Genomic DNA, 22205 nt, shown 5'->3' with positions numbered 1-22205 from the left:
GATGCCGCCCACTCATCTGGAAACATCCGCGATCAAATGTGGGAGCTGGCTTGCCTGCGATGGCGGTCTGTCTGCCATGGATGGGCTAGCTGATACACCGCTATCGCAGGCAAGCCAGCTCCCACATTTTGATCTCCATCTGACTTTGAGGTGGGCGGGGGCGCTTATGGAGATGTCACACTTTGTCCAAGTTATCCGGGCCTGGATGATTACGATTCTCTTTTGAGTCCACTCCTAAGGTCCCCCTCCATGCTTCCTGCTTTTCGCTTCACCCCCTTGGCGCTGCTGGTCGCCGGTAGCTTCAACGCCTATGCCGACGAGCCCGTTGCCCTGCAACTCAACGATGTGGTGGTCACCGCTGCCGGCTTTGCCCAAAGCGTGGAAGACGCGCCGGCGTCGGTCACGGTGATCGATGGTGAAGCGCTGCGCCGCAAGTCCTACCGCGACTTGGGCGACGCGGTGCGTGATGTGGAAGGGGTGACGGTCAACGGCGGCGCCAATGAAACCGACATCTCCATCCGTGGCATGCCGGCCGACTACACCTTGATCATGGTCGACGGCAAACGGCAGAGCGCGCGTGAATCGCGGGTCAACGGCAACAGCGGCTACGAGCAGAGTTTTGTACCGCCGGCCGCCGCCATCGAGCGCATTGAAGTGGTGCGCGGGCCGATGTCGTCGCTCTACGGCTCGGATGCCATCGGCGGGGTGATCAACGTGATCACCCGCAAGGTCTCGCCAACCTGGGGCGGTTCCATCGGCTATGATTATTCCGCGCGCCAGCACAGCGACCAGGGCAATGCGCGCCAGACCCAGTTCTACCTCAGCGGCCCGCTAAAAGAGGATTTCCTCGGCTTGCAGGTGTGGGGCCGTTACCTCGACCGCCAGGCCGACGACGACATCGAGCAAACCAATGGCTTCAGCAACGCCGACCACCGCGACCTCACCGCGCGCCTGGCCTTCACGCCGAGCATCGACCACGACATCCTCCTGGAAGCCGGCGCCACCCGCCTGAAAAACGGCGACGGCACCAGCGCCAACTGGGCTACGCGCGAGCAGGAGAACAACCGCGATCACTGGTCGCTGTCCCACCAGGGGCGCTGGGGTTGGGCCACGTCGGACGTCGCGCTGTCCCAGGAAACCTCCAGCCGCGAAGGCAAGGCCACCCCGGCACAAACCGATATCTACGGACGCAAGCCCGAGATCAAGAACACCGTGTTCGACGCCAAGCTGGTGGTGCCCACTGCGCATAACGTCAGCACCGTCGGCCTGCAATGGAACAAAAGCGAGCTGACCGACTGGAACCAGGGCCTCGGCGACCGTGTCGACTACACCTTCTCCGTCGCGCAAAAAGCCCTGTTCGCCGAGAACGAATGGTCGGTGACCGACACCTTCGCCCTGACCACCGGCCTGCGCCTGGACGAGCACGAAGAGTACGGCGCCCACATCAGCCCGCGCGTCTACGGCGTATGGCGCGCCAGCGAGCAGTGGACCTTCAAAGGCGGCATCGCCCGTGGCTTCAAGGCGCCGGAACTGCGCGCGGTGGTCGCCGATTACGCCTACCTGCGCCGCAACCGCTTCGTGATGTTCGGCAACCCCGACCTCAAGCCCGAGACCAGCACCAACTACGAAATCTCGGCGCTGTGGAGCAACCGCGACAACCTCTCGGGCGGCGTGACGCTGTTCTACAACGACTTCCAGGACAAGCTCTCCACCGTCACCACCGAGCGTATGTGGAATGGCTACACCGTGATGGAGCGGGTCAACGTCGACAAGGCGATCATCCAGGGCGTCGAACTCAACGGCCAGTGGGACATCAACGACCGCGTGCTGCTCAAGGCCAACTACACCTACACCGATTCCGCGCAGAAAAGCGGCGCCAACAAAGGCGCACCGCTGGCCCTCACCCCCGAGCAAAAAGCCAATGTGCGCACGGAGTGGAGCATCAACGACCGCACCCAGGCCTGGGCCTCGCTGAGTTACTACGGTGAAGAAACCGGCAACACCCTCACCACTGAAAAGCCGGCGCCGGGCTACACCACGGCGGACCTCGGTGGTTCGTTCGACGTGACCGACTCGCTGACCCTCAACGCGTCCCTCAACAACCTCACCGACAAGCGCCTCGACGATGAAACCTACGGCACGGTGAACTACGGCCGCACGCTGTGGATGGGCGCTACGCTGAACTTCTAAAGCGCGGCGGGCAAGCGCACCACTGCGCACAGGCCGGCGGGTGGGCGATTCTCCAGCAGCAACTCGCCGCCATGGGCCTGGATGCACGAGCGTGCAATCGCCAGGCCCAGCCCCACGCCACCGTCGCTGACGCCGCGTTGCACAAAGGGCTCGAAGACTTTGCTCAACCAGTCCTCGGGCAAGCCGTGGCCGTGGTCGAGGATCTCGATCCGCAGCCAGCCATCGTCTTCGCGGCGCAGGTCCAGGCTGGCGTCGCCGGCATGGTGCAGGGCGTTATCGATCAGGTTGGTCAGCGCGCGTTTCAGCGCCAAGGGGCGACAGGTCAGCATCAGCGGCGGCGCGCCGTGCCAGGTGACGGGCTGTTGCAGGCGCTGATAACGCTTGGCCAGGTCATCCAGCAGGCCGCTCAGGGACAGGGTGGCGGTGGCTTCCTGCACCGCATCATCGCGCACGAAATTCAGGGTTTCGCGCACCATCGCGCTCAGTTCGGCGAGGCTTTCCAGCATATCGTCGCGGGTCTCGCCGGGTTCCAGCAGTTCCACTTGCAGGCGCAACTCGGTGATCGGTGTGTTCAGGTCATGGCTGACGGCGGCGAGCATCCGCGTGCGGCCTTCGACATGCCGCGCGAGGTTGGCTTGCATAATGTTGAAGGCGGCGGTGAGGTCGCGGGCTTCCTGTGCGCCGGTTTCCGCCAGTGGGGCGATCCATTCGCCACGGCTCACGCGTTCGGTGGCCTGGGCCAGGGTCTTCACCGGGCGCACCACGCGGGCGATAAAAAACATCACGATCAGCAGCACCGGCAGGGTGGTGACAGGCAGGCTGTAGGCCAATACGCGGCCCCATTCATAGGCGCCGGCCGGATATTGCACGGCGTTCAGATAGTTACCGTTGGGCAACGGGATACTGCTGCGCAGGCGCAACGGGGCCCAGCCGGCGGGGCTGAACACGTGGGTGCGGGCGTTGGCGCCGCTGCTGCGTTCCAACTGCATGCCGATGCGTGCGGCGCTGTCCAATTGCAGTTGGCTGCGCAGTTCGCTGGCCAGGCGTTGTTCTTCCGGGCGCAGCTCAAACGGTGGGACTTCCGGCGTGGAGCCGATCCAGAAACGGGTGTCGCCCGTGCTCATCGCTTCCAGCAGATGTGCGGTTTCAGTCGGCGGCAGGTCGATGGCCGTGTGGTGCGCAATCCCCAGGCGCTCCAGGCTGAAACTGCGGGACAGCGGGTGGATCAGGCTGCCGGTGCGTTGCAAAAACAGCATCGCGATGGCGTTGGACGCGAGCAACGCCAGCAGCAACAACAGGCTCAGTTGCCGCGCCAGGGTGCGCGGCCACAGCCGGCTCAGGGCGTGCACTCACTGACCTCGGCCGCCAGCAGGTAGCCGCCGCCCCAGATGGTGCGCAGCAGGTCCGGCGTGGCGTCGTCCTGGGCCAGCTTGCGCCGCAGGCGGCTGACCTGGCGGTCGATGGCGCGGTCGCTGACGTCGCTGTCGGCGGCGGCGGTCAGGTCGATCAGGCGTTCGCGGGGCAACAGGCGGTTGGGGTGGTCGAGGAACACTTGCAGCAGGCGGCTTTCGGCGGTGCTGAGTTGAATCGCCGGAGTGTCTGCGCGCGTCAACGTGGCACTGGCCGCGCTGAAATGCCAGCCGGCGAACTGGTACGCGCGCGCGCCACTCGTGGAGGCGACTGGCCCGGCGTTGCGGCCCTGGCGGCGCAACACACTGTTGATGCGCGCCACCAGTTCACGCGGTTCGAAGGGCTTGGTGACGTAATCGTCGGCCCCCAGGTCGAGGCCGCGAATGCGGTCGGCGGCGCTGTCGCGGGCGGTCAGCAGGATCACCGGGGTGTTGCTGCGCCGGTGCAACTGGTTGCACAACTCAAAACCATCGCCATCCGGCAGCAACACGTCGAGCACCACCACATCGAACGCCTGGCGCTTGAGCAATTGCCACATGCCGGCCGCGTCTTCGGCGGTGCGCACCTCGAAGGTGTGGCGGCGCAGATAGGTGGCCAGCGGTTCGCGGATCTTGCGGTGGTCATCCACCACCAGCACGCGCGGTGCGACAGTTGCTGCGGCAAACGGCATTGCAGCCCTCGGTGGGTTGAGCGGGAGAGGGCGGATATTACTACGAGTCATTATCATTAACGCGGATTTTGTGGTGCGGCGGTGGTATGTCGTTCCATCAGTAGAACGATCAAGGCCGTTTTTGCCGTCTAGCGCATTATTGTGATCGGATTTAAGGTGTATCCACTTTGGAGGAACACCATGAAAAAACTCATCGGCATCTACACCAGTCCACGCGGCCATTGGGTCGGCGACGGTTTCCCGGTGCGCACACTGTTTTCCTACGACAACCTGGGCAAACACATCAGCCCATTTTTGCTGCTGGACCACGCCGGCCCGGCTGATTTCACCCCCACCGACGAGCGTCGCGGCGTAGGCCAACATCCCCATCGTGGGTTTGAAACCGTGACCATCGTCTACGACGGCGAGGTCGAACACCGCGACTCCACCGGCGCCGGCGGCATCATCGGCCCCGGCGACGTGCAATGGATGACCGCTGCCCGGGGCATCATCCACGAAGAATTCCACTCCGAAGCCTTCGCCCGCAAAGGCGGTGCGCTGGAGATGGTGCAACTGTGGGTCAACCTGCCGGCAGCGGACAAAATGGCCGATGCCGGTTACCAGACCATCGTTGACGGCGATATCCCCGTGCTGCCGCTGGCCAACGCTGCCGGGCAACTGCGCCTGATCGCCGGTGAATTCGCTGGCACCCAGGGCCCGGCGCGGACCTTTACGCCAATCGACGTGTGGGACCTGCGCCTCAACGCCGGCAAACCCGTGACCCTGGACCTGCACGCCGGGCGCAACAGCGCGCTGGTGATCCTGCGTGGCACGGTGCTGGTCAACGGCGAGGAGGTCGCACGCCAAGGCCAGCTGGTGTTGTTCGAACGTGATGGCAGCCAGATCAGCCTGGAGGCCAACGACGATGCCAAGGTGCTGTTGCTCAGCGGTGAGCCGATCGATGAACCGATCGTGGGGCATGGGCCGTTTGTGATGAACACCGAGCAGGAAATCCACCAGGCGTTCGAGGACTTTCACTCGGGCAGGTTTGGCCAGATGCAAGGCTGAGAACCTGTCGCATAGCTATTGTTGGCAAATGTATGGACATGGGGCCGTCCATTAATCCGTCCTCAATAGTTATGCGATGTTGAATCGATCAGATGAGAACGCTGATAGCGAAAAACAGGGCTGTTGGCCGACGGCCATATTGGCCAAGGCATCACCAATAGATGTTGCAAATTTATACCCATGTCCTGAGCAAGCGGAAACGAAGTAAGTTGCCTTCAGAGTTTTAGTTGTTCCGATCAAAAAAGACTCATCCAGGCTCATTGTATAGAAGCAGTTTTTTGCCTGTATGGGCAAACATTCAAGCTTAGGGAATAGGTTTTTAACTGTCTCGGAGATTTCAGTTATATACTTGCTTTGAACCGGAGCGATCTTCCAGTCAGGAGTGGCTGGATCTTGCTGTCTATTGTGAAAGCCAATTTTGACACCTGGTTCATTGCTGATGATCGAAGGGACACCGTAGAGGATGCCTCCGTCGTTACGCTCGTAGAGGAAAACGGGGAAATGTTCTTTGGAAAACAATTTCCCAGAGTCTATGTGTGGCTTGAACCAATAGATCGGAACTCGTCGTGGTTCAAGGCAGTTGTTGAGTTCTGGCACAAGATCGGTAGCGATCCACGGTCCCGTTGCCACGATTGCCGATTTTGCATAATAAACATGGCCTTTTGTTGTCGTGGCTCGTATACCAATATTATGATTGTCAAGTTTCACGATCCTTTCGCCAAACTTAAGGGTCGCGCCTTGACGAACTGCCTCGTTTAACATTCCCAATCTAGCATCGCATGCTGAAATCACATATGCACCAGGTTCGTATATGGCGCGTATATCATCCTGCAAATTAAACGCCGGGAAACGTGCTCTGGCGTTTGATGATGTAAAAATCTCATGTTCAATACTTCCTTGTTCGGCAGTTTTAATGCTTCCGGCCACTACGCAGCTGGCGTTGGGGCCGATGAAGATTCCCCCTGTTCGAAATAGAATCTGCCGATCTATAAGCTGCTCTAGTTCATGCCATAACAGATTTGCATGATTGAGAAGGGGTAGGTACTTTTCGCCCTCCCAATAAGCGCGCCGGAATATCCTTGAACCTCCCTGAGACGACCCGTAACAATGTGTGGGGCCGGCAGCGTCAATACCTAACACGCTGGTGCATTTTGACGCGACTCTCCAAAGAGCTGCCGCGCCCATCACGCCAAGTCCGATAACGATTACGTCATGTATGTTTTTCATGTGTGATGACCTTGCTTTGGCCGTCGGGAGGCTACAGTGTCGTATATGATAAGTGTGGCAAGGATTGTTGTGGTGGTGATTATTATCGCTAGCGATACGGGTGGTGCTTTTTGTTCGTAGGCGGTAAATGAGATCGTTATTAGTGTAAAGGGTAGTGTGAATTGCAGAAGGCCAGTGAGTGAGAGTGGTATTTTGCCAGCGGCATAAGAAAACATTAATAGAGGTGCTGTGGACACCGCGCCAGCCAGCCAAATTAGGTTGATTGCTTGTGTTGGCAGTTCGTGGGGGTATAAGATTTTTAGGTCAAATAGTAAAACAGCTGGTGGCAAGCAAAGTGATAAGAACACAGTTTCTAGAAGTAATCCTTGTTCCGCGTTGAGCGGGGTTGCTTTTTTTATATATGTATAGAGTCCCCATGATGCGGCGATCACTAAATAGATCCAGTGGTTTAGGTTTTCTGTCAACAGGATTAGCCCCGCAATGCAACAAAGTGCAGTCAGGATAGAGGCTGTTTTTTTTGCGTTTATCGGATCGTGATAGAGTGTTACGCCTAGCGTGATTGAAATAAAGGGGGCTAATAAATAGCCAAGTGCGCTTTCTAGAATATATCCATTGATAGAGGACCAAATAAATGCGGCCCAATTTGCAGCGATGAAGAATGATGCGCAGAGATGTCGTAAAGCTATTCTTGGTTTCAAGAGTCGTTGCTGGTCAGGGCGGCGGAAAAGCAAGATGAAAAGACTGAGGATGAAAGCGGACAATATTATTCTGTAGGCAACTAAAGTTGTGGGCGTTACCTCGCCGAGTTCTTTCCAGTAAAGAGATGATGCGCCCAGTAGAAAGTGTGCGAACACCGATAAGGTAATCGGTAACGTGTGTGGGTCGATGTTTATTTGTAGTGGGTTCATGGCTGATGCATCGGGCAGTGAGTGAATTCAATGATCTCGTATGACCAATAAATGTTGCCATTTGTATCGGTAGAGTACGCGGCCTTATCTTGTTTTTCCCAATTCGCGAATTCGCCTTTCAAGTGGTCACTCAGGCTCTCCCATTGATCGGAATAGTGAATGAGTGGGAATGTGTGGCGTTCGACCAATCTGTACAATAATGGTGGCTTGTTGTTATGTTTGCGGATGTACCGTTCTAATACGTCGCGTATTCCAACTAGCGAATTGAGGCCGACGATTGCGACTCCCTTAGGCTCAAGGTAATTCGGGAGATCTTCAAGAAAACGCATAATGACGGCGTCACCGTAGAACATTGCGCGGAGTGGTAATTGTGTCGGCTGATCCTCGGTTTCTAGTTGTTGAACGAAAGACTCGGAGGGGGTTCTCCAGCCAGGAGGGTTGAATATAATTGTTTGGAATCGTCTGTCTGGGATTTCGGTGAATAGATCACTTGCAAAAAAAGAAATTCTGCGTTGCCTGAAGTTTATATGCTCGTTGATTTTCGCCTGCTCAATGGATCGCTCCGAGATATCGGTAGCTGTAATATCGTTATTGCCAAGCTTGCGTATCAGTAACGCATGGACACCACTTCCCGTGCCCATATCTAAAAAGCTTCTCTTATTTGCTCTAGAACTGAATGATCGCACCAGATAATGGCCCAGTCTTACCCCGGCTAGGCTTACTTTGAAAACGTCGGGTGTGTCGGTCAATGTCAAAGTTTGACCTAAACCAAAGTATAATTTATATACCCCTTTTGTGGTTTTTGTGAGTTCGTGTTTTAGGTCGTGGATCGCTACGCTGTGATCAATTAATCCTTGCATTTCAGACTCCTTTTCCTAGCTCTATTGAGCGGTCTTGGGACCGTTTTAGTCCATCGACAATGATTGTCCTGAGTTGCATGCTGTTGAAAAAGTTGATTGCTTGTATTGTTGTTCCCTCAGGTGTCATGACTTTTTCACAAAGCGCCATTGGTGGGTTATGGCTTGTGCTAAGAAGGGTTGTAGTTCCACGTAGTGATTGAATTGCGATGGAGGTGGCATGGTCTTTATCGAATCCGGTAGAAATAGCGTATTCCATAAGGGCTGCTGTAAAGTAAGAAATGTATGCAGGACCTCCTCCAATCAGCGCTGTAGCAGAATCAATGAGTGTTTCGTCTTTAATTGTGATTGTTTTTCCGAGGCTTGAAAAAATCGCCTCGATGAGTCGAATGTTTTCCTCTGTTATTTGCGTATGAAAACTTAGCGCTGTCATGCCTTCATTGATGGCGCAGGCAAGATTTGGAATCGCCCTGCATAGTTGTGGTGTATTGAGTTTTGCTGCTAGCTCGGATAAGTGTATCCCGGCCATGACCGATATTACGGGGCCTTCGTATTGCTCAAGATTCAGATTTTTTGTTGACATTTTTTTGAAAGCTTGTGGTGGTATTGCAAGAATAATAAGGTCTGGTGTTGAATGATTTGGTAGGTCTTCTACTGTATATATTTCCATCGTGGTCATTGCATTCCTACGCGCGAGGTCAGGGTCGACGGCCGTTATTAATATGTTTAGGCTTGAGCGTTTCAATCCGAGCGCGATTGCGCTTCCCATATGTCCCGCGCCAATAATTACGACCTCTATTGTTGTTTTGGACATGATGTTTTCTCTTCTGTCTGATGAGGGTGGCCAATATTTTTTCAGCCTCATCCAGGACTAAATTTATATCAAGTATTTGGCTTCCCAAAAGCACGTAGTCCATTTCTGTTGAAATTAAAAATTTGCAGGCGCGTACCCGCTATAACTAATTTTTTAGTGGTCTTGGCTGGCTTTCAAACTTGAAATGCACTTCAGAAGTTTCCGAAAGATTGCGGCTGCATGCAATATAGAGACTTATATGAGCTGCTCATGTGCTTGCAGCCTTGACTTAGTGTTTGGACACTCTGTCAGGCAAGTCCAACTGCAGCACCTCGGCCTACATTTTGCCCTTCGCTATACCCGTAACCCCCATTTCATGCGATCTTCAGCGCATTCGCCCTGGAGCCGCCTGGATGCCGTCATTTATCTCCGATCACCCGATGTTCTGCGCCCTGGCGCTGATCTTCATCGACATCGCCGTCTGGCGCCTGATCTCCGTCAACCTCGCCAACTGGAAGCTCGCCGCGCGCCTGTTGATCTTCGCGGTGTTCAGCGCCGTGCTGTTCAACGATGGCATGAACCCCATGCAAGTCGCGCCGTATGCCGACAACACCGCCTTGCACCTGGCCGCCACGGCCTTGCAGATTGGCTGGTGGCTGTTCGCGGCGCGTACGCTGACGGTGTTGCTCGGTGCGGTGATGATGCAGCGGGTCGGGCACACCGGGCGGTTGTTGCAGGATTTGCTTGGCGCGGTGATTTTCCTGATTGCGATCATCGCCGCCCTGGCCTATGTGCTCGACCTGCCGGTCAAGGGCGTGCTGGCCACGTCGGGCGCGGTGGCGATCATCGTCGGCCTGGCGTTGCAAAGCACCTTGAGCGATGTGTTCTCGGGGATCGTACTCAACACCACCAAGCCCTACCAGCTGGATGACTGGATCTCCATCGACGGCACCGAAGGCCGGGTTACCGATATCGACTGGCGGGCCACGCGCCTGCAAACCTCCCAGGGCAGCATGGCGGTGATTCCCAACTCCCTGGCGGCCAAGGCCAAGATCATCAACTTTTCGCGCCCGGCGGATATGTTCGGCCTGGCGGTCAGCTTGCAAGTCAGCCCCCATGCGCGCCCGCAGATCGTCATCGAGGCGCTGGAGCGGGCGATGCAAGGGTGCCGACCGCTGCTGGTCACACCGGCGCCCAGTGTCGCGTTCAAGACCAGTGCCAGTGGTGGCGTGGAATACGAGATCAGCGGTTTTGTCCCGGCCATGGCCCTCAAGCGCGAAGTGCGCAACCAGCTGTACGATTTGGCCTTCCGCCACCTGCAAGCGGCGGGGGTGAGCCTGCTGTCGGCCACCGAAGGCAGCACGCCATCGGCGATGTCCGCCGCCCGTGCCCTGCTGGAGCGCTCGCCGATTTTCTCCACCTTGCGCCAGGATGAGAAAGAGACCTTCAGCCAGAACATGACCCTGCACACCTACCGCAGCGGCGAGATGATCTTGCCGGCGGGGGAGGTCAGCGATCATTTGTTTATCGTCGAAACCGGCGTGGTCTCGGTGATGCTGATCAAGGACGGCCACACGTTCGAAGCCGGGCGCATGGGGCCGGGCGAGGTGATTGGCGAGGCGGGCATCCTCTCCGACAAGGCGGCGCTGGCAGACTTTTCGGCGAAGACTTTTTGCACCCTGTACCGCATTGAAAAGGAATACCTCAAGCCGTGCCTGGACGCGCGGCATGACATTGGCGAGGCGATGAAGGCGCTGCTGGATTTCCGCCTGCATGCGGCGCAGGTGTTGACTCAGGAAGCGCCGGTGGTGCCGGTGAAGAAGGGCTTTTTGCAGTGGTTGCGCAAGCGCGGCCTGTAACGCGATTGGTCACCTGTTCTTAGCCTGAATTGGATATTCCTCCCGAGCGGTGCGGTGACTAATCTAGCCACCAATCCCCACCGTTCTGGAGTTCCACCATGCAAACCCGTACCGATTTCTACACTGCCTCCCCAGACGCCATGAAAGCCATGATGGCCCTGGAAACCGCCGTCGGCAAACTGTCCATCGAGCTGCCGCTGCTGGAGTTGGTGCGCCTGCGTGTGTCGCAGATCAACGGCTGCGCCTTCTGCCTCGACATGCACACCGCCGATGCCCGCAAGGGCGGTGAAACCGAGCGCCGCCTTTACACCGTGTCGGCCTGGCGCGAAACGCCGTTCTTCACCCCGCGTGAACGTGCGGCACTGGCCTGGGCTGAAAGCCTGACCCTGATCAGCCACACCCACGCCCCGGACGAAGACTTCAACGCCCTGGCCGAGCAATTCAGCGCCAAGGAGCAGATCGACCTGAGCGTGGCCATCGCCACCATCAACAGCTGGAACCGCTTGGCGGTGGGTTTCCGCAAGATGCCGAAGTAAGCGTTTTACCGGAAGGCGGCGGGGTCCTGGTTTTACCGGTTAGGTAAGTTGCGACCCCGCATGCGTCCGCTAGCGAAATGGCGCTGATTCAGATCGAAGTGATGGCAAGCGGCCGGTATTCAGCGCAAACCCGCAACCCGAGCGGAGAGTTGGTTCATCGTGCGGACGGCATCGATTTCGTTGTCTATGCCCAGCGGTTGACCGTCACGCGTGTATCGATGGGGGGTCGAGTAAAAGGGTATGTCGTTGCCGCCCATCACGGTCCGGAATTTCGAGTAGCCTTGATTGTACGAGCGGCTTTCCCCGCCATGTTGCACACCCATGTTATGCCCCAGTTCATGGCGCATCACCGTCGTAGGTGCGTTGATGGAGCCTACCGACAGGGTGAAATCGTTAATGGGCCCGACATGGCCCAGGCCGCCGCCGATTTCCGTGCCTTCGTAATATATTCCGTCAGCCTTTAAGTTATCCCGCATGGATTTAACCGTCTGGTCAGATCGCAGATCATTGATGGGGTCTTTCAGGTATTGCCAGTGTGACTTGGCCGGTATCTCTTTCATCGCCGTACTGCGGAATCTGAAGTTGGCGCCCGAGTTTTCAAGTGCTTCATTGGTCAGTTTTAGCCCTTCAGTCAGCCGAGTGTGCATACCTTCACCGCCCAATCGTTTGCGCGCCTTGTCACTGTAAAGTAGTAACAGGTCGATTGTTACGGTTTCCCTGGCCCACTGACCCTGCTCGTTGACTTTAAATGAAATCGTCTCGCCGGGCTTTAGCGTTTCCTTGGCCGTGCCGTAGTTGATGGTGCCGGCAAGTTCCGACTTGGACTGGATGATTATTCTGCTGCCATTTTTTGCACCGCTTGGAAGATTGATTGTGCTTTGCCAGTCCTTTGAATTTATGTCTATAAATGTTTTAGGCGTGGTCAGGTCGGGCACGTTGCCGTTATTCAATCGGGCGGCTGAATGGTAGGTGTGCGGGGCACTGAGTATTTCCCACTTTTTAGTCTTGTCGAAATACATGAAGTCATAGGTCTCTCCCGCTGCCAGCTTCATTGCCCCCGGGTTATTGATGTTGTCGGCGTCGATGGATACTGGCGTCCTGGCGCTTGACGTTACGGTAATACGATCACGATTATTTGCATGCTTGGGCAACTGAAGGTGCGCTGGCGTGTTGGTATCAGTCAGTGCAACGACAGTCTTGGGACCGTTGGGTGCTATTCGTTGTACATCCTTGCGGTCGGGTATGAAGGGCGGCTGGACCACGTCCTTCTGAGGCGGTACTGGCGGCTTGGTTTTGTTTTCGACGTGCTCGGCTTTCCAGCGACGCTCGGGAGCAGAATAGCGGAAAACCAGTTTTTCGTTTTTCCCCACAACCTGCGGTGTTACCGGATTCAGGTCCTTGCTTGTGATTGTCACACTCTTGCTGGCCGATGAGCTGAAGATGATAACGTCGTCATGGGCAGCCTTCGTCGGCAGGCTGACATGGGGTACCCAGTTATCCTGTGTCAACGAAAAAAATGTTAAGGGCGGTTGAGAGTCTGGAATTGCAGCGCCCACGTTGAACGGTGTTAGGTAACTGACATTCTTGCCGCCAATGCTCCATGTATTGGTGTCGGAGTTGAATATAAATGAATACATCAGGTCGGGATGTATGGCGATTCCAGCAGGAAGATTTGTTTTTGATATATCAATTCCGGCTGCCGCGGCCTTGGCCAGTGATGTATCTATTCGATCCAGATGCCTGGGTTGTTTTGTGTTATTGGATGTCTGGTTGTTAATAGGGGTGTCTTTTTTGCCGGGTGGGGTATTTGTATTGAATGTATTCCCGTGGTGCCCGGGGCGATAGAGTTGCGCAGGGTGAGTGGTGGGCCAATGTTGTCTGATCATCGTTACTCCCGTGTTGTTGTCGAGTTGTTGGATTGGGAAGTGGTCTCAAGAGCGGTTTTGAGTATAACGATGGTAAAAAGTGGGGCGAGGGGGGAAGTGTTTTGGCTTGTTTCTTTGTGGCGGGCTTGAAGCGTATTTCAGTTGGCAAGTGCGCTGCATGGCAGCGCTTGTTACTGTTTGCCGAGTTGTTTCAGATGACTAACGCCACAAGCCCGTATGAAATGTCGAAGATTTAGAAATTGACCGAGGCACTCAGGCGCGCCGTCAGCGGCGCGCCCTGGAACAGATAGTCATCGCCCATGTACTCGCCCGCGTCGCGCCAGTAGCGCTTGTCGAACAGGTTGTCGACGCTCAGGCGAAACACCGTTTCATAACCGTCCACCTTGGTCGTGTAGCGGCTGCCCACATTCACCACCGCGTAATCCCCAACCTCAACGGTGCCGTCGCGATTGGCCGATTTCTTCGCGCTGTATTGCACACCGCCCAGCACCGCCAGGCCGTTGACCCACGGCAACGCATAGTCTGCATACACGCTGGCGCGCAGCTTGGGCACGTTGATCGCCTGGTGGCCTTCGTACTCCGGGGTGCCGCTGCCGGTTACGCGTGCGCGAATGGCGGCGACACTGGTTGCGATCTGCAAGCGCTCGGTGGCCCAGCCGTTGGCTGACAGTTCCAGGCCGGTGTTCTTTTGCTCGCCTTGTTGCACGAAGGTGAAATCACCCGCGTCGTCCGGCTTGGCGTATTGGTACGCCTGGCGGGTCTGGAACACGGCGGCGGCAAAGCTGATGCGGCGCCAGTCGTATTTCACCCCGGCTTCGATCTGGCGGGAGGTCGTAGGGGCGAGGGTGTCGTCTGCATTGGTCGCGAACCATGGCGCGGTGCCACCCAGGGACAGGCCTTTGCTGTAGCTGGTGTACAGCGAGATGTTTTCCACCGGTTTGTAGATCAACGACGCCTGGGGCAGGAACACGTATTGCTGGGTGTGGCGTGTCTGGTTGCCAGTGATTCCGTCGAACGCTTTTTCATCCAGGCGCACTTCACGGCCACCGAGAATGGTTTGCCACTGCTCGTTGAAGCGGATGCGGTCGGTGACGAACAGGCCATATTGGCGACTGTCCAGGTTGCGGTGGCTGTCGTTCAAGGGTTTGTCGGTGGGCGGGAAGGTGGGTGCATCAACGTCGATATTGGTGGTGCCGATGTACTCGTTGACCGACTTGCGCTTGTCGATCACCCGGCGGAAGGCGCTGGTGCCGAAGGTCAGCTCATGGCCCAGGCCCGCGGTGTCGAACAGGCCGGTCATCGCCGCCTGCACTTCGTCATCGCGGCGGGTGTCGTCAGGGCTACGGTAGTCGTAGACGTCGTAGTCGCCTTCGGGGCTGAAGTAGTTCGGCACTTTCGCTGTGCAACTGGAGGCGCCATAGCAGCCCCAGGCAAACGAACTGTAATCGTCAATCACCACCTTGCTGCGCGCCGCACTCACGCTGCCTTTCCACTGATCACTGAAACGGTACTCAAACTTGCCGTTGAGGTTCAGCGAATCAATGCCCACCTGCTTCGACCCACTCTGGTGCCCCAGCAGCTTCTTCGGCGAAGCGCCGTGGGGCACCTCGGTGCCGCCCAGCAACTGATAACCCGGCACCGAGCGCTGTTGCTTGTCCTGGTATTCGGCGTCCAGTTGCAGCACGGCGTCGGGGCTGATGTTCCAGTCGAAGGCCAGGGACAGGAAATCGCGCTGGCCATTGGCGTGTTCGACGTAGGAGTTCAAATCTTCATGGGCGACGTTAGCGCGCAGGCCGAACTGTTTTTCGCTGCCAAACCAGCCGCCGACGTCGGTGGCGATGTAACCGCTGCCGCGATCATCGGTGGCCACCGTCACCGAACGCACATCTTCCGGGCGCTTGGTCACGTAGTTGATCACGCCGCCGGGCTCGGAAATCCCGCTCTGCAAACCGGCGAGGCCCTTGAGCACTTCCACCTGCTGCTTGTTTTCCAGGGCGACGTTCTGCTCGCCGGTGATGGTGCGCCCGTTGATCTTGTAGCTGCTCGCCGCATTCAGCGAGAACCCGCGCACCACGAAGTTTTCGTAGTAGCCGATGGGTGCGTAGCTGTCGCCCACCGAGGCATCGTTGCGCAGCAGTTCGCTGAGCAGGCGCGCTTGCTGGTCCTTGATCAGCGCGGCATTGAGCACGGTGATCGAGGCCGGGGTGTCCAACAGCGGCGCTTCGTCGAAGCCACCCACCGACGCAGTTTGGCTACGCAGGCCGGACTCATCCTGGCCTTGGACGTTCACCGCCGGCAGTTCCAGCTCAGCCGCAAAGCTGCTGCCAATACTGCCGCTCAGCAGCAGGCCGAGGGCGAAACGTGAAGTGACAACGGGACGAAAACGCAAAACCATGGGGGCAGGGCCTTAAAGCGCAGGGCGGGGGGCGCATAAGCTAGGCATAAGTGCGCGCTTTTACAAGTTTTCGAGAATGGTTCGCGGCTTGAGACGCCCCGTCTCAGCCCCCACGCCAATCCCATTGCGCCTCGACAGCCATGGCAGGGACCTGCGATAGACAAGGCTTCCCTCATCGAATGCAGGAGAGTGTCATGGCTATTGCTGGAAAAGTTGCGCTGGTCACCGGCGCCGGGCAGGGCATCGGTCGGGCCATTGCGTTGCGCCTGGCACAGGACGGTGCCGACATCGCCCTGGTGGACATCCATGGCGCCAAGCTCGAAGCCGTGGCCGCCGAAGTGGTGGGCCTGGGCCGCAAGGCGGCGGTGTTTGTCGCTGACGTCTCCAAGCTGGAGCAAGTGGTGGCCGCCGTCGAACATGCACACCAGACCCTTGGCGGCTTTGACATCATCGTCAACAACGCCGGGGTGGCGCAGATCGATTCGCTGCTGGACGTGAGCCCGGAGCAAGTCGAACGCACCCTGGGCATCAACGTGCAGGGCGTGCTGTGGGGCATCCAGGCCGCCGGCAAGAAATTCAAGGCGCTCAAGCGCAAGGGCAAGATCATCAATGCCTGTTCCATCGCCGGCCATGAAGGGTTTGCGCTGCTCGGCGTGTACTCGGCCACCAAGTTTGCCGTGCGCGCGTTGACCCAGGCCGCGGCCAAGGAATTGGCGAGCGCGGGGATCACCGTGAACGCGTACTGCCCGGGGGTGGTGGGCACGGATATGTGGGTCGAGATCGACAAGCGCATGGCTGAGATTACCGGTGCCGAGATTGGCGCGACGTACAAGAAGTACGTGGATGGCATTGCGTTGGGCCGCGCGGAGACGCCGGAGGATGTGGCGGGGTTGGTCTCGTTCCTGGCGGGGCCGGATGCGGATTACATGACGGGCCAAGCACCGCTGATCGATGGCGGCCTGGTCTACCGCTAAACCTCCAAGGTCAACTCGGTTTACTGTGGGAGCTGGCTTGCCTGCGATAGCGGTGGGTCAGCTTGCCTATTTGGCACTGATACACCGCTATCGCAGGCAAGCCAGCTCCCACATGTTGATCCCATTGTGTCAGGTGGTTTTGTTGGGCATGTCGATGCCCAGTTGATTGACTCGGCGGTACAGGGTTGCTCTTGAGATCCCCAACGCCTGCGCGGTCGGCAAAGGCTTCCAGCGATGGCGAATCAACGCATCCAGGACTATCTGCCTTTCGGGGCTCACGCGCTCTTCAACCAACGCTTCTCGCTGCTCCCCACGCACCTCCACCGGCAAATCCGCCACCTGCACCGTATCGCCCTCACACACCGCGCTGGCATACGCCAGCACATGCCGCAGTTGTCGCACATTGCCCGGCCAGGCGTAGCCCAGCAGCAACTCCAACGCGGCGCTGCCGATACCTACAGGGCGTGCTTCCTGCTCCAGCAAGCGGTTGATCAACGCCAGCTTGTCCGTGCGCTCGCGCAACGGCGGCAGGCAGAAGCGTGCGCAGCCCAGGCGAAAGTACAGGTCTTCGCGAAAGCGGCCTTCACCGACCAATACCGCCAGGTCCCAGTGGCTGGCGCAGATCACCTGGATATCCACTGCACGCGTCTTCGCCGCGCCCAGCGGCGCCACTTCGCCCTCGGCCATCACCCGCAGCAGGCGCGTCTGCAAGGCCAACGGCATGTCGCCGATTTCATCGAGGAACAAGGTGCCGCCATCGGCCTGCACCAGCAGGCCCGGCATGCCTTTGCTGGAGGCCCCGGTAAAGGCGCCGGCGACATAGCCGAACAGCTCGCTTTCAATCAGGTTCTCGGGGATCGCCGCGCAGTTCACCGCCACAAACGGCCCGCTGCGCCGGGCGCTGCGCTCATGCAGTTGGCGGGCGAACACTTCTTTGCCGGCGCCGGTTTCGCCCTGCACCAGCACCGGCAGGTTGCGGTCCTTGACCCTTACGGCCAGGCGCAGGTGTTCTTCCACCCGCCCATCGACCTGCGGCGCCAGCGCGGTGCGTGCCGGTGTGCGGCGAGGCGCGTTGACGCGTGCGTGCAAGGCGCCCGGCTGCCCCAGCCAGTGCAATTGCCGGGCGGATTGATCGGTCACCGCGCGCAACGCGTCGAGGTCGAACACTTCGCCGATATGCTCCGGTACCTGGCCGAAGCGCAGGCGCAAGGCTTGGCGCGCCTTGCTGTTCAAGGCATGCAGGCGGCCGTCGCGGTCCCAGGCCAGCAACAGGTCCGGCTGGCTGTCGACAAAGCCCGGCGTGCTGTGGGCCTGCAACACCCAGTGCTCGCGGGCGCTGTGCATGAAGAAAGCGTTTTCGATGGCTTCGGCACTTTGCGCCACCAGCTGGCGGACCAGGTGCTGGCTGCGCCGGTCATCCGGGGATTTCAACGCGGAGGCGTCCATCACCCCGAGCAGGTTGCCTTGGGGATCGAAGATCGGCGCCGCGGAGCAGGTCAGGCCGATGAACGCGGCGCGAAAGTGATCGCGCTTGTGCACGGTCACGGCGGCCTTGCTGGTGAGCACCGTGGCCACGCCGCAGGTGCCTTCTTCGGCTTCCGACCAGCAGGTGCCGAGGTACAGGCCGGCCTTGCGGCAGTCGGTGCGGATCGCGGTGTCCACGCGGTGGTCGATGGTCTGGCCCTGGGCGTCGGTGAGCATCACGCAGTAGTCGGCGTGGCGCACGCGGTGGTGCAGTTGGCCGACGGCCTCGCCGGCGATGCGCATGAACAGTTCGGCGCGCTCGCGGCATTCCTTGAGCAAGGGTTCGCTGAGGATCCGTGGTCCCTGCAAGGAGCCGGGGTCGAGGTGGTGTTGTTCCATGGAACGCCGCCACGAATCGAAAATCAGCGACGGCACCGGCGCCTGGGGCAGGCGGTCGGCATTGCGGACCACACGACTGACGCAGTCGACGTGTTCCCTGGAGTTCGCGGCGAGCATAAGGCCTCCGGTTCTCGATCTTTGTTGTTATGCCCGCCATTAAGCGCGCATGGGTCGCGCGGGACAAGCGCGGCCTGACCAACTGCCCGGGCTGAGACGCCGCGTCTCACCGCGCCTGAGACGCGGCCTGCGCCGTGCAATCAAGCGTCTCATTCTGCGGTGCCGTGCCGCACCACCACAACTGCTCTGGATCAAGGCTTTGCGAGGTTTTTTCGGGCCTTGGCACAGGCTGTGCTGAAGGCCCTGTAGCTGAACACGATCAGCCTTTTGTGTGTCGAGACAACCTGGAGAACAACAAGATGTCCACTCACCTGTCCACCGATCAATTGCTGCATGCCTACACCGTGATGCGCACCATCCGTGATTTTGAAGAACGCCTGCACGTGGAATTCGCCACCGGCGAGATCCCCGGTTTTGTGCATCTCTATGCTGGCCAAGAGGCTAGCGCCGCCGGGGTCATGGCCCACCTCAACGATGACGACTGCATCGCCTCCAACCACCGTGGCCACGGCCATTGCATCGCCAAGGGCGTGGATGTGTTCGGCATGATGGCCGAGATCTACGGCAAGAAAACCGGCGTGTGCGGCGGCAAGGGCGGCTCCATGCACATCGCCGACCAGGAGAAGGGCATGCTCGGCGCCAACGGCATCGTCGGGGCCGGCGCACCATTGGCTGCGGGCGCGGCGCTGGCGTCGAAACTCAAGGGCAGCCAGGGTGTGGCCGTGGCGTTTTTTGGCGACGGTGGCTCCAACGAGGGCGCGGTGTTTGAAGCGATGAACCTGGCGTCGATCATGAAGCTGCCGTGCCTGTTTGTCGCCGAAAACAACGGTTATGCCGAGGCCACCGGCTCCGGCTGGTCGGTGGCGTGCAAAGACATTGCCGAGCGTGCCGTGGGCTTTGGCATGCCGGGGGTGATTGTCGATGGCAACGACTTTTTCGCCGTGCACGCCGCCCTCGGCGTTGCCGTCGAGCGTGCGCGCACAGGCCAGGGGCCGACGTTGGTGGAAGTGAAGTTGAGCCGTTTCTACGGCCACTTCGAAGGTGATGCGCAAACCTATCGCGGCCCTGATGAAGTGAAAAACCTGCGGGACAGCGCCGATTGCCTGGCGCTGTTCCGCCAGCGTTGCAGCGCCGAAGGCTGGCTGGACGCGGCGCAGTTCGAGCGCATTGACAGCGAAGTCGCGCAGTTGATCGAAGACGCCGTGCGCCGCGCCAAGTCCGATCCCAAGCCGCAAGCCGCCGACCTGCTCAGCGATGTCTACGTCGCCTATCCCTAATAACAACAACATCTGGAGAGAATCCTATGGCTCGCAAAATCAGCTACCAGCAGGCGATCAACGAAGCCCTGGCCCAGGAAATGCGCCGTGACCAGAGCGTGTTCATCATCGGTCAGGATGTCAGCGGCGGCACCGGCGCGCCCGGTGAACAAGACGCCTGGGGCGGTGTGCTCGGCGTGACCAAGGGCCTGTACCCGCAGTTCCCCGACCGCGTGCTGGACGCGCCGTTGTCCGAGGTCGGTTATGTCGGCATGGCGGTCGGCGCAGCCACCCGGGGCATGCGCCCGGTGTGTGAATTGATGTTCGTCGACTTTATCGGCTGCTGCCTCGACCAACTGCTCAACCAGGCGGCCAAGTTCCGCTACATGTTCGGCGGCAAGACCACCACGCCGCTGGTGATCCGCGCCATGTACGGCGCCGGTCTGCGCGCGGCGGCCCAGCACTCGCAGATGCTCACCTCGATGTGGACGCACATCCCCGGCCTCAAGGTGGTGTGCCCGGCCACGCCGTATGACGCCAAGGGCATGCTGATCCAGGCGATCCGTGACAACGATCCGGTGATCTTCCTTGAACACAAGATGCTCTACAGCCTGCAAGGCGAGGTGCCGGAAGAGCTGTACACCGTGCCCTTCGGCGAAGCCAACTTTGTGCGCGAAGGTCAGGACGTGACCCTGGTGACCTACGGGCGCATGGTGCACATCGCCCTGGAAGCCGCCGCCAACCTGGCGCGCCAGGGCATCGACTGCGAAGTGCTGGACCTGCGCACCACCAGCCCACTGGACGTCGACAGCATCCTTGAAAGCGTGGAGAAAACCGGGCGGCTGGTGGTGATTGATGAGTCCAACCCGCGTTGTTCCATCGCCACCGATATCAGCGCATTGGTGGCCCAGCAGGCGTTCTCCTCGCTGCGTGCGCCGATTGAAATGGTCACCGCGCCGCACACGCCGGTGCCGTTCTCCGATGCGCTGGAAGACCTGTACATCCCCAACGCCGCGAAGATCGAGGACGCCGTGCTGAAGATCGCCGACAAGAGGAACGCCGCATGATCCATACCCTGACCATGCCCAAATGGGGGCTGTCGATGACCGAAGGGCGCATCGATATCTGGCTCAAGCAACCCGGCGACCGGGTGGAGAAGGGCGAGGAAGTGCTGGATGTGGAGACCGACAAGATTTCCAGCAGTGTGGAAGCGCCGTTCAGCGGTGTGCTGCGCCGCGTCCTGGCGCTGAGTGATGAGACCTTGCCGGTGGGCGCGTTGTTGGGGATTGTCGTTGAGGGTGAGGCGTCGGAGGCAGAGATCGATGCCGTGATCGAAGGCTTCAATGCCGGGTTTGTCGCCAGTGCGGCCGAGGCCGAAGCGTCGGGGCCGAGTGCGCAGAAAGTCGAGATCGGCGGGCGTCTGCTGCGTTATCTCGACCTCGGCGAGGGCGGCACGCCGCTGGTGTTGGTGCATGGCTTTGGCGGCGACTTGAACAACTGGCTGTTCAACCAACCGGCGCTGGCGGCCGAGCGGCGGGTGATCGCCCTGGATCTGCCGGGGCATGGCGAGTCGGGCAAGCAGTTGCACAGCGGTGATGCTGGTGAGTTGACTCAGGCCGTATTGGACTTGCTTGATCATCTGAAGTTGGACCGCGTGCACCTGGCGGGCCACTCCATGGGCGGTCTGGTTTCATTGACCGTTGCCGACCAGGCCCCCGCGCGCGTCGCCTCGCTGACCCTGATCGCCAGCGCTGGGCTCGGCGCGGACATCAACGGCGATTACCTGCAAGGCTTTGCCGAGGCCAGCAACCGCAACGCCCTCAAGCCGCATTTGATGCAACTGTTCAGCGACCCCGCGTTGGTGACGCGGCAGATGCTGGAGGACATGCTCAAGTTCAAGCGGTTGGAGGGTGTGGATCAGGCGTTGCGCCAGCTCAACAGCGCGCTGTTTGACGGCGGGCAGCAGAAGATGGATTTGCGCAATGTGGTGGGACGCCAACCGAGCCTGGTGATCTGGGGCAGTGATGATGCAATCATCCCGGTGCGGCATGCGCAGGGGTTGGAGGCGCAGGTGGAGGTGCTGTCGGGGCAGGGGCATATGGTGCAGTTGGAGGCGGCGGAGCAGGTGAACCAACTGATGGCCACCTTCCTCAAATCCCAAGCCTGACAAAGCTCTAAATGTGGGAGCTGGCTTGCCTGCGATAGCGGTGGGTCAGC

General features: G+C 59.2%; 17 protein-coding genes. 8 read left to right on the top strand and 9 right to left on the bottom strand.

Annotation, left to right across the window (positions count from 1 at the left end; all coding sequences use genetic code 11):
• The first annotated feature begins 249 nt into the window (after positions 1 to 249).
• Entirely contained in the window at positions 250 to 2190 is a 1941-nt protein-coding gene (locus B348_RS0117200; RefSeq protein ID WP_017737309.1) for a TonB-dependent receptor domain-containing protein, read from the top strand.
• Here B348_RS0117200 and B348_RS0117195 read toward each other — a convergent pair.
• Together B348_RS0117195 and B348_RS0117190 are read right to left on the bottom strand one after the other, a co-directional pair.
• Positions 2187 to 3506 carry an ATP-binding protein gene (locus B348_RS0117195; RefSeq protein WP_026136846.1) on the bottom strand — a complete coding sequence of 440 codons (1320 nt, stop codon included), beginning with the start codon at positions 3504 to 3506 and terminating at the stop codon, positions 2187 to 2189. The genes B348_RS0117200 and B348_RS0117195 overlap by 4 nt on opposite strands.
• A gap of 20 nt (positions 3507 to 3526) precedes the next feature.
• Positions 3527 to 4270, bottom strand: coding sequence for a response regulator (locus B348_RS0117190; protein WP_017737307.1), 744 nt, complete (start codon positions 4268 to 4270; stop codon positions 3527 to 3529).
• Between the two features lie 180 nt (positions 4271 to 4450).
• Here B348_RS0117190 and B348_RS0117185 point away from each other — a divergent pair, with 180 nt between their 5' ends.
• Positions 4451 to 5317 carry a pirin family protein gene (locus B348_RS0117185; RefSeq protein ID WP_017737306.1) on the top strand — a complete coding sequence of 289 codons (867 nt, stop codon included), beginning with the start codon at positions 4451 to 4453 and terminating at the stop codon, positions 5315 to 5317.
• Between the two features lie 69 nt (positions 5318 to 5386).
• Here the strand turns inward: B348_RS0117185 and solA are convergent, their stop codons facing one another.
• From solA to B348_RS1000000131085, 4 genes are read right to left on the bottom strand one after another with little or no spacing between them, the layout of a single operon-like run.
• A complete protein-coding gene (gene solA, locus B348_RS1000000131090) occupies positions 5387 to 6544 on the bottom strand; it encodes an N-methyl-L-tryptophan oxidase (RefSeq protein ID WP_081609257.1) in 1158 nt (385 codons plus the stop codon).
• A complete protein-coding gene (locus B348_RS1000000131575; RefSeq protein WP_157356519.1) occupies positions 6541 to 7452 on the bottom strand; it encodes an EamA family transporter in 912 nt (303 codons plus the stop codon). The genes solA and B348_RS1000000131575 overlap by 4 nt, the downstream gene beginning before the upstream one ends.
• Positions 7449 to 8312 carry a methyltransferase gene (locus tag B348_RS0117175; RefSeq protein WP_017737304.1) on the bottom strand — a complete coding sequence of 288 codons (864 nt, stop codon included), beginning with the start codon at positions 8310 to 8312 and terminating at the stop codon, positions 7449 to 7451. Before B348_RS0117175 ends, B348_RS1000000131575 begins: the two co-directional genes overlap by 4 nt.
• A 1-nt stretch (position 8313) precedes the next feature.
• A complete protein-coding gene (locus tag B348_RS1000000131085) occupies positions 8314 to 9123 on the bottom strand; it encodes a pyrroline-5-carboxylate reductase (protein WP_177325338.1) in 810 nt (269 codons plus the stop codon).
• Positions 9124 to 9515: 392 nt separating this feature from the next.
• Between B348_RS1000000131085 and B348_RS0117165 the strand changes: the two genes are divergently transcribed.
• Both B348_RS0117165 and B348_RS0117160 read left to right on the top strand, forming a co-directional pair.
• The gene (locus B348_RS0117165) at positions 9516 to 10961 is read left to right on the top strand and encodes a mechanosensitive ion channel domain-containing protein (protein WP_017737302.1); all 1446 of its coding nucleotides are present in this window, start codon (positions 9516 to 9518) and stop codon (positions 10959 to 10961) included.
• 98 nt (positions 10962 to 11059) lie between these two features.
• Positions 11060 to 11497 carry a carboxymuconolactone decarboxylase family protein gene (locus tag B348_RS0117160; protein ID WP_017737301.1) on the top strand — a complete coding sequence of 146 codons (438 nt, stop codon included), beginning with the start codon at positions 11060 to 11062 and terminating at the stop codon, positions 11495 to 11497.
• 119 nt (positions 11498 to 11616) lie between these two features.
• Here B348_RS0117160 and B348_RS0117155 read toward each other — a convergent pair whose 3' ends face one another.
• Positions 11617 to 13383 (bottom strand): hypothetical protein, encoded by a 1767-nt coding sequence (locus B348_RS0117155; RefSeq protein WP_157356518.1) that lies wholly within the window; start codon positions 13381 to 13383, stop codon positions 11617 to 11619.
• A 232-nt stretch (positions 13384 to 13615) separates the two neighbouring features.
• Positions 13616 to 15778: a TonB-dependent siderophore receptor gene (locus B348_RS0117150; RefSeq protein WP_017737299.1), complete on the bottom strand. Its 2163-nt coding sequence runs from the start codon at positions 15776 to 15778 to the stop codon at positions 13616 to 13618.
• A gap of 194 nt (positions 15779 to 15972) precedes the next feature.
• On the opposite strand from B348_RS0117150, the gene B348_RS0117145 reads away from it, so the two are divergent.
• Positions 15973 to 16752, top strand: coding sequence for an acetoin reductase (locus B348_RS0117145; RefSeq protein ID WP_017737298.1), 780 nt, complete (start codon positions 15973 to 15975; stop codon positions 16750 to 16752).
• Between the two features lie 129 nt (positions 16753 to 16881).
• On the opposite strand, the gene B348_RS0117140 is transcribed toward B348_RS0117145, so the two are convergent.
• The gene (locus B348_RS0117140; RefSeq protein ID WP_017737297.1) at positions 16882 to 18732 is read right to left on the bottom strand and encodes a sigma-54-dependent Fis family transcriptional regulator; all 1851 of its coding nucleotides are present in this window, start codon (positions 18730 to 18732) and stop codon (positions 16882 to 16884) included.
• 299 nt (positions 18733 to 19031) lie between these two features.
• Here B348_RS0117140 and B348_RS0117135 point away from each other — a divergent pair, with 299 nt between their 5' ends.
• The 3 genes from B348_RS0117135 to B348_RS0117125 are packed head-to-tail and all read left to right on the top strand — an operon-like array spanning position 19032 to position 22155.
• Entirely contained in the window at positions 19032 to 20009 is a 978-nt protein-coding gene (locus B348_RS0117135; protein ID WP_017737296.1) for a thiamine pyrophosphate-dependent dehydrogenase E1 component subunit alpha, read from the top strand.
• 26 nt (positions 20010 to 20035) lie between these two features.
• Positions 20036 to 21055: an alpha-ketoacid dehydrogenase subunit beta gene (locus tag B348_RS0117130; RefSeq protein WP_017737295.1), complete on the top strand. Its 1020-nt coding sequence runs from the start codon at positions 20036 to 20038 to the stop codon at positions 21053 to 21055.
• On the top strand, positions 21052 to 22155 hold the full coding sequence (locus B348_RS0117125; protein WP_017737294.1) for an acetoin dehydrogenase dihydrolipoyllysine-residue acetyltransferase subunit: 1104 nt from the start codon (positions 21052 to 21054) through the stop codon (positions 22153 to 22155). Before B348_RS0117130 ends, B348_RS0117125 begins: the two co-directional genes overlap by 4 nt.
• Positions 22156 to 22205 lie beyond the last annotated feature (50 nt).

Source organism: Pseudomonas sp. CBZ-4 (assembly GCF_000346755.1).
Classification (GTDB): Bacteria; Pseudomonadota; Gammaproteobacteria; order Pseudomonadales; family Pseudomonadaceae; genus Aquipseudomonas.
This window is presented reverse-complemented; position numbering and strand designations above follow the sequence as displayed.